12 protein-coding genes are annotated in these 12,659 nt (G+C 35.5%); 6 read left to right on the top strand and 6 right to left on the bottom strand.

Going from position 1 to position 12,659, the window contains the following annotated elements; all coding sequences use genetic code 11:
* Positions 1–7 precede the first annotated feature (7 nt).
* The 6 genes from fabZ to EVJ47_01945 are packed head-to-tail and all read left to right on the top strand — an operon-like array spanning position 8 to position 6,373.
* Entirely contained in the window at positions 8–442 is a 435-nt protein-coding gene (fabZ, locus tag EVJ47_01970) for a 3-hydroxyacyl-ACP dehydratase FabZ (GenBank protein RZD15542.1), read from the top strand.
* 27 nt (positions 443–469) lie between these two features.
* Entirely contained in the window at positions 470–1,240 is a 771-nt protein-coding gene (locus EVJ47_01965) for an acyl-ACP--UDP-N-acetylglucosamine O-acyltransferase (protein ID RZD15064.1), read from the top strand.
* Positions 1,241–1,249: 9 nt separating this feature from the next.
* Positions 1,250–2,053: an LpxI family protein gene (locus EVJ47_01960; GenBank protein ID RZD15063.1), complete on the top strand. Its 804-nt coding sequence runs from the start codon at positions 1,250–1,252 to the stop codon at positions 2,051–2,053.
* Between the two features lie 14 nt (positions 2,054–2,067).
* A complete protein-coding gene (gene lpxB, locus EVJ47_01955; GenBank protein ID RZD15062.1) occupies positions 2,068–3,219 on the top strand; it encodes a lipid-A-disaccharide synthase in 1,152 nt (383 codons plus the stop codon).
* A 39-nt stretch (positions 3,220–3,258) separates the two neighbouring features.
* The gene (locus EVJ47_01950) at positions 3,259–5,013 is read left to right on the top strand and encodes an ATP-binding cassette domain-containing protein (GenBank protein RZD15061.1); all 1,755 of its coding nucleotides are present in this window, start codon (positions 3,259–3,261) and stop codon (positions 5,011–5,013) included.
* 4 nt (positions 5,014–5,017) lie between these two features.
* Entirely contained in the window at positions 5,018–6,373 is a 1,356-nt protein-coding gene (locus EVJ47_01945; GenBank protein ID RZD15060.1) for a hypothetical protein, read from the top strand.
* A gap of 25 nt (positions 6,374–6,398) precedes the next feature.
* Here EVJ47_01945 and EVJ47_01940 read toward each other — a convergent pair whose 3' ends face one another.
* The 6 genes from EVJ47_01940 to EVJ47_01915 all read right to left on the bottom strand — a co-directional run bounded on the left by EVJ47_01940 (position 6,399) and on the right by EVJ47_01915 (position 12,652).
* Positions 6,399–7,664, bottom strand: coding sequence for a transcription termination factor Rho (locus EVJ47_01940; GenBank protein RZD15059.1), 1,266 nt, complete (start codon positions 7,662–7,664; stop codon positions 6,399–6,401).
* A gap of 52 nt (positions 7,665–7,716) precedes the next feature.
* Positions 7,717–8,721, bottom strand: a complete 1,005-nt coding sequence (locus EVJ47_01935) for a GGDEF domain-containing protein (GenBank protein RZD15058.1) — start codon at positions 8,719–8,721, stop codon at positions 7,717–7,719.
* A gap of 70 nt (positions 8,722–8,791) precedes the next feature.
* Entirely contained in the window at positions 8,792–9,382 is a 591-nt protein-coding gene (locus tag EVJ47_01930; protein ID RZD15057.1) for a dephospho-CoA kinase, read from the bottom strand.
* A 59-nt stretch (positions 9,383–9,441) separates the two neighbouring features.
* Complete coding sequence (gene pgeF / locus EVJ47_01925; GenBank protein RZD15056.1) at positions 9,442–10,188, bottom strand: peptidoglycan editing factor PgeF; 747 nt, start codon at positions 10,186–10,188, stop codon at positions 9,442–9,444.
* Positions 10,185–11,117 (bottom strand): RluA family pseudouridine synthase, encoded by a 933-nt coding sequence (locus EVJ47_01920; protein RZD15055.1) that lies wholly within the window; start codon positions 11,115–11,117, stop codon positions 10,185–10,187. Before EVJ47_01920 ends, pgeF begins: the two co-directional genes overlap by 4 nt.
* Positions 11,108–12,652: a 2,3-bisphosphoglycerate-independent phosphoglycerate mutase gene (locus EVJ47_01915; protein ID RZD15054.1), complete on the bottom strand. Its 1,545-nt coding sequence runs from the start codon at positions 12,650–12,652 to the stop codon at positions 11,108–11,110. The genes EVJ47_01920 and EVJ47_01915 overlap by 10 nt, the downstream gene beginning before the upstream one ends.
* Positions 12,653–12,659: the final 7 nt, after the last annotated feature.

Genomic DNA, 12,659 nt, shown 5'->3' with positions numbered 1-12,659 from the left:
AACGGAAATAGGTATTCAGGAGATACTAAATCTTCTTCCGCATAGATTTCCTTTTCTTATGGTGGATAAGGTTATTGCGCTCGAAAAAGGAAAATCTATTACCGCTATTAAAAATACCACAATTAATGAGCCGTTTTTTCAGGGGCACTTCCCGTCCTATCCCGTTATGCCAGGAGTGCTTATTCTGGAGGCATTAGCTCAGGCAGGGGGAATTCTTGCATATAAAACGGAAGAAGACGACGATCTAAAAAATATGCTCACTTATTTTATGGGAATAGATAAGGCAAGATTTAGAAAACCGATTTTCCCTGGAAGCACTATAGTATTGAATGTCGAGCTTGTTAAAAGAAAGCAGTTTATATGGATGTTTCACGGGAAAGCCTTAGTTGACGGAAAATTATGCGCAGAGGCAGACCTTATGGCTTCTTTTGTAAAACCATAAAAAATATATTTAAGGATAAAAGGGTTTATGATAGATAAAACCGCAATTATTTATGAAGGCGCCAGAATAGACGACTCAACGGATGTAGGGCCATATACCGTTATCAAAGACGGCGTAAAAATCGGCAAGAATAATAAAATCGCTTCCCATGTCGTTATAGAAGGAAATACCACGATAGGGGATAACAATAAAATATTTCAATTTGCTTCTATAGGTTCAATTCCGCAGGACCTTAAATACAGAGGGGAAGATACAAAACTTATCATAGGCAATAATAACATCATAAGGGAATATGCGACATTTAATACCGGAACCGTAACGGGAAACGGTATTACCGCGGTCGGCGATTCTAACCTGTTTATGATGCATGTTCATGTGGCGCATGATTGTATTATCGGTAATCATGTAATTCTCGCAAATAATGCGACATTAGCGGGCCATATCGAGATTCACGATTATGCCATATTGGGAGGTATTTGCGCCGTTCATCAGTTTGTCAGAGTCGGCGAATCGGCTTTAGTTGCCGGCGGTTCGATGGTTGTTCAGGATATTCCGCCGTATCTTATTGCATCTGGAGACAGGGCAAGGATATACGGGATAAATAGAATAGGCTTGGAAAGGAGGGGTTTTTCAAAAGAAGAAATAGATAAAATAAAAAATGCCTTTAAAATTATATATAAATCAAAAGTTACCACCAAAGCCGCATTAGAAAAAATAAAACTGGAGTTAAACGGTTCGGATAAAATAGAAAAGTTTACTAATTTTATCGAAAAATCCAAAAGGGGCATAACAAGGTAACTTTTATTTATGGAAGATAAAAATATTGGAATAATTGCCGGTTACGGAGAGTTTCCTTTAATATACATAAATGAACTAAAATCCAAAGGGTATTCCGTGCATGTGTGCGCGATAGAGGAAGAAGCCGACAAGGGTTTGGCGGAGCATACGGATTCGATTGTTTATATAAGCGTCGGCCAGCTCGGAAAATTGGTAAAATTTTTTAATTCCGTTGGGGTTAGAGATGTAATTATGGCAGGCAAGGTAAAAAAAACCCTTATGTTTAAAAAGGTCAAACCGGATTTAAAGGCTATCACGCTTTTTTTATCGCTTAAAGATAAAAGGGATGATACTATCTTGAACGCAATTTGCAATTTCTTTGAAAAAGAAGGCATAACCGTAGTTCCGCAAACTAAGTATATAACCTCTATTTTCCTGCCAAAGGGCGTTGCTTCTAAACGGGTTCCCACTAAAAAAGAAATGGACGATATCGGCTTTGGATTGAATGCCGCAAGATTGATTGCCGCCGCCGATATTGGACAGACCGCCGTTATAAAGGATAAATCAGTTATGGCATTAGAAGCGATAGAGGGAACGGATGAAGCAATTATAAGAGGAGGAAAACTTGCAAGCGGCGGGGCTGTCGTCGTAAAAGTCAACAAGCCGAACCAGGATTTAAGATTTGATGTTCCTGCCGTCGGCGGCAATACGATAGATGCACTTATGTCGGTTAATGCTACTTGTTTAGCATTCGAAGCCAACACTATTGTTCTAAACAAAGAAGAGTTTATTAAAAAGGCGAACGAATCATCCATTTCCATATATGTAATGTAAATTTATGTTAAACTATTAAAGCCCGACGAAAATTGGCAAAAGTACTTATTATCGCAGGAGAACTTTCAGGGGATATATTTGCTTCCGGCTTAATTAAATACCTTAAAAAAATTAAATCCGGGACAATGTATTACGCGATGGGAGGCGAAAATCTAAAATCGGAAGGGGCAGAACTGATTGCTGGCATCGATAAATTAGCCGTCATGGGTTTTACGGAGGTTATATGCAAGATCAAAACAATCAAAAGTGTTTTAAAGAACGTTTCAAGCTGGATAAGGCTTAATAAACCGGATGTTGTCATATTGGTCGATTTCCCCTCTTTTAATTTTAAAATAGCAAAATTATCGCATAAGTTAAAAATTCCCGTAGTTTATTTTATTCCTCCGAAAATATGGGCATCAAGATATAAAAGGATTAATTTTATAAAAAGGTATATTAAATTTGTGATTACTATTTTTCCATTCGAGCTTGAAATTTATAAAAAAGCAGGTATCGAAGCGTACTATTTCGGGAATCCATTGTACGAGTTAGAATATAAGCAGGAAGCGCAAGCTAAAGAAATGAGCAGTAATTATCCCGTAATTTCATTTTTACCCGGTTCAAGAAAAACCGAACTTAAATATCACGCAAATCGAATTATCAAGTCTTTGCAGCTTATAAAGTCTGCTTATAAAGACGCCTTTTTTATCTTTCCGTTTAGAAAAGGAATAGATTCATCCTATTTCGCACAGGCGTTGAAAAAGAAAAATATATCTCAAGATTGGTATATTATTACAGATTCCGTTAAAGATGCTTTAGCTTCAAGCGACATAATAGTAGCTGCAAGCGGAACAGCCTCTTTAGAAGCAGGATTTTATAAAAAACCGGTAATAATAGTGTATTATTTAAATTTTTTAACTTATTTGATAGCCAAGGTTTTAGTCAGAATTAAGTATATCGGACTTATAAATATAATGGCAAATAAATTGATAGTTCCGGAGCTCATAGAATCGAAATTCACCCCTCAGAATGTCTTTACGGAAATAGACAAAATTTTAAGAGACGATTTCTATAAAAACTCTATGATAGATGAAATTTCAAATATAATTTCCACCTTGAAAACAGGCGTTAATCCGCTTGAAGCATCCGCTAATTTGATATATGATAAAACATTAAAAAATGTTTAATTTTTAACCTTTAACCCCCAAGGCAAGTCAAAAATTGCTATGAGAAAAGACTTCAATATCCTAAAAAGGTTGGTTCCTTATATACTTCCTTATAAAAAAAGATTAATATTAGCTATGATAAGCATGGCTATAGTTTCTGTTTTAACGGGACTTCTTGCTTATGTCGTCAAACCCCTCATAAACAACATATTTATAACAAAAAGCTACGAAGATCTCCTATTGATCCCGATTCTCGTTATGGCTATTTTTGTGGTGAAAAACATTTTCTATTATGCGGAGTTTTATTATATAGGCAATGTCGGGCAGAACATAATAAGAACATTAAGAGACGAGGTCTATTCCGCTATCGTAAAATTTCCCGTCCCAAAATTAAACAAAATTCCGACAGGTGTTTTAATCGCAAGAATAACCTACGATATAAATATTATTCAAAGAACGGTTTCAGATTCTGTAAGCGCGGTTATGAAGGATATATTGACAATACTCGTGCTTATCGTTGTCGTATTTTATATGGACTTTTATCTGGCGGTAGTTGTTTTTGTATTATTTCCGGTGGTTATAATTCCTGTTACGCTGCTCGGGAAAAAAGCGAGAAAAACAAGCACGGATACACAGACGGAAATGGGTAATATTACCAAGTTTTTAGATGAAACCATTTCAAGTTTAAGGACGGTAAAGGCTTATAATATGGAAGAACTTGAGATTAGCCGTTTTAAAAAATTGTCGGACAATCTCTATAGATTCTTAATGAGAATGACAAAGATAAGGGGATTAACCGTACCGTTTGTTGAATTAATAGGCGGCGTTTCCGTTTCCCTCATCATATTTGTAGGGGGGTTGCAGGTAATAAAATTCGGCTATACCCCCGGCAATTTCTTTTCTTTTTTAACCGCAATTCTCTTGCTTTACGAGCCGGTTAAAAGCCTGTCACGGCTAAACAATAGCCTGCAGGAAGGTATTGCGGCGGGAACGCGGATTTTTGAGATAATAGACGGCGAGTCTGAAAAAATGGGCGCTCATCAGCGCTCATTGCCGGAGGAAATAAGTAGTTTAGAGATAAGAAATCTTTATTTTAGTTATGATAAGAGCAAGGGTTACGACTTAAAAAACATAAATATTAAAGCGCTAAAGGGTAAAACGATTGCTATCGTGGGTTATTCAGGGGCGGGTAAAAGCACTATTTCAATGTTAATACCCCGTTTTTACGATCCCGACAGCGGGGAAATATTAGTTAACGGAATAAATATCCGTGAATTTAATTTAAAGGATTTAAGAAACAGTATTTCTTATGTATCGCAGCAGGTAATTTTATTTAATGAATCAATCAGGTTTAATATCGCTTACGGCAGTTTTTCCAAAGACATGAAGGATATAATAAAGGCTTCGGAATTTGCTTTTGCCCATGATTTCATTATGAAACTTCCAAACGGTTATGACACGATTGTCGATGAAGCAGGATTAAGGCTTTCCGGAGGAGAAAAACAAAGGATACTGATTGCCCGGGCTTTTTTGAAAAATGCCCCTATAATTGTGCTCGACGAAGCCACATCTTCTTTGGACAGCGAGTCCGAAAAAGAGATTCAGGGCGCCCTGTTTGGAACAGATGAAAACCCCTACGGCCTGTGCCAAAATAAAATTGCGATAATCATCGCCCACAGACTGTCCACGGTAAAAAGAGCCGATACCATATATGTTTTGGACAATGGTGAGATAGTTGAAAGCGGAAACCATGAAGAGCTAATCGAGGTTAACGGTATTTATAAAAATCTTCTTATCAAGCAAATGGGTAATTAATTCATTGAAAAAGTTTTTGTTTGCTTTATATAATCTTTTATTAATAATAATCCTGCCGTTTTTCTTTATATGGATGCTATTTCTTTATTTTATAAGGGACAAAAGGGGGACGGGTTTTTTAAATAAACTTTTTCCATTCATAGACAAAGGCTTAAGGGAATTGAATTTTGAAAACGGAATTTGGGTGCATGCCGTATCTTTGGGCGAGGTTAAAGCATCCGCAAATTTTACCCTTATGCTGATAAAAGAAATTCAAAAACCCGTTTATCTTTCCGTGGTCACCAAAACCGGTTATGATTATGCAAAAACATATTACGAAAAAGCCGGAAATCATATTTATATTTTTTACTTTCCTTACGACTTTTATTTTTCCATTAAATCCGTTCTTAGTATGATAAAGCCTGCATTATTTATATCCGTTGAAACCGAAATATGGCCGAATTTATTTAATATGTTAAAAAAAAGAAAAATTCCGGTTTCCATTATAAACGCCAGGTTATCCAATAAATCATATAAAAATTATTTAGCCCTTGATTTTTTTTTTAAATATATTTTTGAAAGCATTAGCTTAGTTCTCTGCACATCCGGCGGGTATTACGATAAATTTTTCAAACTTGGCGTAAAAAAGGAAAACATCCACATAACCGGAAATATGAAATTTGATTCAAACCTTGCAAATTTTACGGAAGAAATTTCTAAAAAAATGGAAAATTTAAAAAATATATTTAAAGACGGTAGGGTAATAGTTGCAGGCAGCACTCATAAAGAAGAAGAGAGGCTGATTTTAGACGCCTTTGTAAAATTAGATAAAAAAGATGAAAATTTTTTCCTTTTTATAGCGCCAAGACACCCCGAAAGATTTGAATATGCTGACAGCCTTATAAGCGGCTACAATTTGCAATATTACAGGCTTTCTTCTATTTATTCGTCAAATTATAAACTTGCCCTTCCGCATAACTTTGACTTTAAAAAGACTAGTTCCGCCGGTCTAAAGGTTGTTATTTTAGTGGATATAATTGGAGAATTAATATCAATATACAGCTTATGCGATGTCGCTTTCGTAGGGGGAAGCATGGTGCATGCAGGGGGACATAATTTATTAGAGCCGTTATTTTTTGGAAAGCCTGTAATTTTCGGTAAATATGTGGAAAATTTCGCGGAGATCGCAGGTAAAATTATTGAAATTAAGGCAGGCAAAAAGGTAGCGTCTCCTGAAGAATTATATAATGCGTTATTATATTACTTATACGATGAGAAAGCAATAAAAGATGCAAGAAAAAGCGGTTTAAATCTTATATCGCAAAATAAAGGGTCATCATTAAAAAATTTGGAATATATAGCCCGATTATTAAAAAAATAAAGATGATAATCGTTATTTAACACGCTTATTGATTCATTAGATTTAAGAAATCGGCATTTGATTTTGTATTTTTAATTTTATCGATTAAGAATTCCATTGCTTCGGCCGGATCCATATTAGATAAAACCTTTCTTAAAACCCAAATCTTTTTAAGATGGTCTTTGTCAACAAGAAGTTCTTCTTTTCTTGTACCGGATTTATTTATATCGAAGGCGGGGAATACCCTTTTTTCCGCAAGTTTTCTGTCTAAATTTACCTCCATATTTCCCGTTCCTTTAAACTCTTCAAAAATTACCTCATCCATTCTGGAACCCGTATCTATTAAGGCAGTTGCTATTATGGTAAGGCTTCCTCCCTCCTCGATATTTCTTGCCGCTCCGAAAAATCTTTTTGGCTTATGGAGGGCATTTGAATCAACCCCGCCCGATAAAACCTTTCCCGAGGATGGAATGGTTACATTGTAAGCCCTGGCAAGCCTTGTAATAGAGTCCAGCAGGATAACGACATCTTTTCCTGTTTCAACGATTCTTTTTGCCTTTTCTATAACTATTTCGGCAATCTGAATGTGTCTTTGAGGCGGTTCGTCAAATGTGGAACTGATTACTTCCCCATTTACGGACCTTTGCATATCGGTAACTTCCTCCGGTCTTTCGTCTATTAAAAGAACCATCAGAAAAATTTCTTTATGGTTAGTATTTATAGCGTGGGCTATGTCTTTTAAAAGCATGGTTTTTCCTGTCCTTGGAGGCGCCACGATTAAGCCCCTTTGTCCCTTTCCTATAGGAATAAGCAAATCCATCAGTCTTGTAGATAAATTTTTTGGATCGAATTCAAGTTTTATCCTGTCCTCGGGATATAAGGGGGTCAGGTTGTCAAATAGTATTTTTTCTTTGGCAACTTCAGGGTCTTCAAAATTAACGCTTTCTACCTTAAGGAGCGCATAAAACCTTTCGCTGTCTTTCGGCGGCCTGATTACCCCGCGGATGGTGTCGCCGGTTCTGAGTCCGAATTTTCTAATCTGGGACGGCGATACATAAATGTCGTCAGGTCCGTGAAGATAATTTGCCTCGAGCGATCTTAAAAATCCGTACTGGTCAGGTAAAATTTCAAGTACGCCTTCGCCCGAAAGCAAACCGTTTTTTTCGGCCTGCTGGTTTTTTTCAGTTTCTGCCTGAAGCAGGGCATATATTAAATCTTGCTTTCGCATCCCCGACGCTCCTTCTATGCTATAATTCTTTGCTATCTGCAATAACTCTGAAATTTTTTTTGCGGATAATTCTTTAATATTCATAACTACCTCTTAAGTTTAAAATTTTATTTTGGTTATTTTTATTATATTATAATTATACTATGGACCATTTACTCTTCCTTCTGGCATCTATGCGATGACCTTCGGCTAAATCTAAAACCGTTCGTTCATTATTACCGTCCGCTGGGAATGACGAAACACCGGCATTTAATGATAATATGTCCTGGTTTTCATTCTTAAAGTTTGCCTCAACCTCCGAAAAAATAGTTCTTAAAATATCTTTGACCGGGTTCTTATCCATACCTGGAAACAGTATAATAAATTTATTGCCGTATCTGGCGGCTATATCGAATATTCGTATATGTTTTTTAATAATATTCGCGATTAGCCCTATGTTTTTGTCTCCCGCACTGTGGCCAAATATTGAGTTTAGTTTATTTAATTGATTTATTGAAATTAAAGCAAGGGATAATATTCCTTTTTCATTGGCAATTTTTTGCATCTCTTGAAAAAGTTTTTCATGGAAATATTTAAAATTGTTGAGCCCCGATACATAATCGATCTGGGAACAGTCCCTCATAGTTTGAACGCATTTGTTTGAGTTTAAGATGTACGCAAGTACGGAAAAGATTGTATCGAATACGCCGGTTTTTTCATTTCCGCAGTTCTTAAATCCAGGGACTGAGTACATTATTACAAAATATGAGTCCGTATATGCGGTTTTTAATTCATAGCCGTAAAACTCGGCCACATTATCGTGCTCAAATAAAAAACTATATTCGGAATACTTTTCGTGTTCTTTTTTGAAATCTATATATAAGCCGCCCCGAGCAGATTTTATTTCTTTTAATATAGATAATGGAGGATTTTCATTAAATTTTTTAACATATTCAAGAGAAACCCCTCTTGAAATTTCTATTTTTTCTTCCAGATTATATTTTTTGTATATAAACATTATTGCCGTTGCCCCAAATGTATATTCAAAACCGACATTAACGAAATGAAATATTTCCTCTACCTGTTTTCTTTGATTGGCAAATTCTAAAAGTTCATTTATAAATATATAGCCTAAATCTTCACATTTGCGATATTCTTCCATAGATATATCCCCCTCTTATTTGAATTAAATCCGGGAATCGGGAAATTTTAATCCTTTGAGGTTCTATTTTTCAAGTACGATAAATGTTGTTTAGAAAGTTTATTAATAGCTGAATTTGAGGAATTAAAAATTTAAATCCGTAATTATTGTTGATTATAAAATCAGATTTTTTAATTTTTTCTGCCTGATTTAATTGATTTTTATCCCTTTTTGCAAAATCATCAAAAGTAAATTTTTTATATGATCTTTTAATCCTTCTTGAGAAATCACAGGTAACAAGGATAGTTTTGTCTAACTTCCGGTAATATCCTGATTCGATAATAACCGCGCCTTCAATTATTGCTGCGGATTGTTTGCTTCTTTCAAGTATATTATTGATATTTGTTCTTAAAGTTGGATAGATTATATTTTCTAAGGCCTTTTTTTTAGAGGGGTCTGAAAAAATGACCTCTGCCAGAATTTTCTTATTAATCCCATTATCTTTATTTAAAATGTTTTTACCAAAAAAAGCAACAATTTTTTTATATTCTATCGTATTTTTTTTAAGCAGCTTTTTGGCCTCTAAGTCAAGATTTAAAGTTAAGAATCCATAATCCTTTAATAAATTAAGAACCGTAGTTTTTCCGGAACCTATAGAACCCGTCAGACCTATTTTTATCATTTTTTAATCTTAAAATAAATCTTATATTCTTATGTATTTACGATTACTTCATCCATTTATTAATTTATTATAATAAAAGAAACCTGCCTTTTGTCCGTTTTATTGCGCCTGTAGCTATAAAATTTTTTATCTTCAAAATTACATTTATTTAAATCATAGATATTTTCCTTATTAAATCCGTTTATATTAAGTTCGTTTTTTAAGAAACCCTTCAAATCAAAAAACAAATTGTTTTTATCTGTATTTCTTTTAAAAAATTTTTGATTCAGCATATTTTTAGCTATAAATTTATTCACAAAATCTTCTTTGACTTCGTAACAATTTTTGCAAATAGAAGGACCTATTATAATAATTACATCGTCTAAATTTGATTGAAAATAATCTATTAATATATTCCCTGCATTTGTTATTATGCCTGTGTAAGCCCCTTTCCAGCCGCAGTGGATGGCGCCTATAACCTTTTTAATGCGGTCGTAAAAAAGAACGGGAACGCAATCGGCGGTTCTTATGCACAGCATTATGCCGGTTTTCTGAGTAAAAGCTCCGTCAGCCTCGGCTAAATTTAAACCGTAATAATCATCCCCATCCTTTATTTGAAAATCTTTGTTTAAAACTGCGATGTTATTGCCGTGGACCTGCTTAACTTCATAAATATATATATCTTTTTTATTGAAACCCGCAGGAATATATCCTGAAAGTTCTTTTCTTGCTTCGCTGTTTCCCAATTTAAAATCAAGCGCATTGTCTATAAATCCATATACTATGCGGCTATTATTTATGTCTAAATCTTTAATGGCGTGGATCATATTGTATCGCCGGAATCAAAAGCCCATAGCATATCGCCGGGGACTTCCGCCTTTAAGGCCATTTTTTCTCCGGTTTTTGGATGAAAAAATTCCAGCATATATGCGTGAAGCATCTGTCTTTTCACAAAGTTTAAGCTCTTATATCTGTCCGACGCATCTTTCCTTTTATAGACTTTATCCCCTACTATCGGATGACCTGTTTCAAAAAGGGATACCCTTATTTGATGGGTTCTTCCTGTATGCGGCATTACCTTAAGCAATGTTGCTATACCCTTTATCTGCCTTATAGTTTCGAATCGGGTGAGGCAATATTTCCCAGTTTCCTTGGTTATTTGCATTCTAATCCTGTTTTTTACATCCCTTTTTATAAATCCCTCGATACAGCCGTATTTTTGCGGAAAAAGGCCGTAACATATAGCGAGATATGTTTTTTTTATTTCCCTGTTTTTAAAACTCGAAATAAGAGCGTTATGAGAAAGATCGTTTTTAGCAATTAACATTATTCCCGAAGTATCTTTGTCCAATCTATGAACTATTCCTGGTCTTTCAACGCCGCCGATGCCCGAGAGGTTAGATATTTTTCCAATCAAAATATTAACGAGGGTGTTGTCATAATTTCCTTTTCCGGGATGAACGGTAATGCCTGCAGGTTTATTTATTACGGCGATGCAGTCATCTTCATAAATTATTTCAAGATTATAATCTACGGGAGTTAGCCCTGTTTTTTTTATTTCCAGTTCTTTTACGGTTAATACCGAACCTTCTTTTAATTTATATGCCGGTTTTTTAACGATTAACCCGTTAACCGTCACATTGCCGCTTAATATAAGTCTTTGAATATATGCCCTCGTATTATTAAGTAATCGGGTTTTTAAAAATAAATCCAATCTTATATTGCCATAAGGGCAAACAAATGAAACTATTCCCATAAAACCCGTCCGGTCATCTCCTCCGGTATATTTAAGCCCAGTAATTTAAGAATTGTCGGGGCTATGTCGGCAAGCCTTCCGGGTTTTAATATCGGAATTTCCTTAGGATAATTAGAAACTATAGCAAACGGCACAGGGTTAAGAGTGTGATTGGTCATAGGCATCCCGTTTTCGTCCAGCATTGTTTCGGCATTTCCATGGTCCGCCGTTATAATACAGGCATGATGCTGATTTAAAATTACGGGGACTATCTCGCTAAGGACTGAATTTACAGCCTTGACCGCTTTAACAGCGGCATCATAATTTCCGGTGTGACCCACCATATCGCAGTTTGCGAAATTGCAGACTATTAACTTGTATTTATTAAGTTTAATCCTTTCTATTAAGGCATCCTTAATCTTAAAAGCGCTCATTTCCGGTATCATATCGTAAGTTTTATATTCCCTCGGAGACGGTATTAACAGCCTATCTTCGTTTTTAAATGGTTCTTCCCTTCCGCAGTTAAAAAAATAGGTTACATGGGCATATTTTTCTGTTTCGGCTATCCTTAACTGATTAAAATCAAGGTCAGAGATAACCTGTCCTAAAATATTGTCGTAATTTTCGGGTTCTATAATGTAGCCGTTTTTAAACGAGTCGTCATATTTGGTCATCGATATAAAATTTTTTACGGGTTTAAATCCATCCCTGTAAAATTTATTAAAATCTTTAAATGTGATAGCCATTGTTAATTGTTTAGCTCTGTCCGCCCTGAAGTTAAAAAATAAAACACCGTCGTCCCCGCCTATCGCGCCGTTCTTCCCTTCCTTGTTGTTAATTACGACGGGGTGTACAAACTCATCCGTTATTCCGTCGTCGTAGAACTTTTTTATGGCAAGGGCGGGGTCGTCAAACCTTTCCCCGTTTAATCCCGTAAGCAGATCGAAAGCCCTGTTTGTCCTGTCCCATCTTGTATCCCTGTCCATGGCATAAAATCTGCCGCATATCGTAGATAAGAAAACAAAAGGTTTTAACTTTTTAACTTCTTCCATTAATTTTTTTAAGAAAATTTCTGCGCTTTTTGGCGGAGAATCCCTTCCGTCTAAAAATGCATGAATATAGATCTCCTTTACCCCGTTAGTCCTGAAAAACCGGATTAAGTATAATAAGTGGGATAATTCGGAATGGACCCCGCTTTCGGATAAGAGACCCATAAGATGGACCCGTGAATTTCCGTTTTTGATTTTTTCTAAAAATAAAGATAATGTTTTATTATTTTTTAAGGTATCATTTTCAATTTGCATATCTATTTTTGTCAAATCCTGCATAGTAATCCTTCCGGCGCCGATATTGGAATGCCCCACTTCCGAGTTTCCCATCGTGTTTTCAGGCAAACCGACATCTTTGCCGTGAGTGATTAGAGTCGTAAACGGATAACTTTTAAAGATGGAATTTATGAACTCGGGATTCGCATTTATTATAGCGTTGCCTTTCACGGAAGGCGACAAGCCGAAACCGTCCAAAATAATCAAAGCTAACCCGTCATATTTTTTCATTTGCTTA

Origin of the sequence: Candidatus Acidulodesulfobacterium ferriphilum, assembly GCA_004195035.1 — a bacterium.
GTDB classification, from domain to species: Bacteria; SZUA-79; SZUA-79; order Acidulodesulfobacterales; family Acidulodesulfobacteraceae; genus Acidulodesulfobacterium; species Acidulodesulfobacterium ferriphilum.
This window is presented reverse-complemented; position numbering and strand designations above follow the sequence as displayed.

What these genes read in the sequence shown, in the direction of transcription:
- EVJ47_01965 (RZD15064.1), top strand. Translation starts at nt 470, where the DNA reads ATGATAGATAAAACCGCAATTATTTATGAAGGCGCCAGAATAGACGAC.
- EVJ47_01960 (RZD15063.1), top strand. Translation starts at nt 1,250, where the DNA reads ATGGAAGATAAAAATATTGGAATAATTGCCGGTTACGGAGAGTTTCCT.
- EVJ47_01950 (RZD15061.1), top strand. Translation starts at nt 3,259, where the DNA reads ATGAGAAAAGACTTCAATATCCTAAAAAGGTTGGTTCCTTATATACTT.
- EVJ47_01940 (RZD15059.1), bottom strand. Translation starts at nt 7,664, where the DNA reads ATGAATATTAAAGAATTATCCGCAAAAAAAATTTCAGAGTTATTGCAG.
- EVJ47_01935 (RZD15058.1), bottom strand. Translation starts at nt 8,721, where the DNA reads ATGGAAGAATATCGCAAATGTGAAGATTTAGGCTATATATTTATAAAT.
- EVJ47_01930 (RZD15057.1), bottom strand. Translation starts at nt 9,382, where the DNA reads ATGATAAAAATAGGTCTGACGGGTTCTATAGGTTCCGGAAAAACTACG.
- pgeF (RZD15056.1), bottom strand. Translation starts at nt 10,188, where the DNA reads ATGATCCACGCCATTAAAGATTTAGACATAAATAATAGCCGCATAGTA.
- EVJ47_01920 (RZD15055.1), bottom strand. Translation starts at nt 11,117, where the DNA reads ATGGGAATAGTTTCATTTGTTTGCCCTTATGGCAATATAAGATTGGAT.
- EVJ47_01915 (RZD15054.1), bottom strand. Translation starts at nt 12,652, where the DNA reads ATGAAAAAATATGACGGGTTAGCTTTGATTATTTTGGACGGTTTCGGC.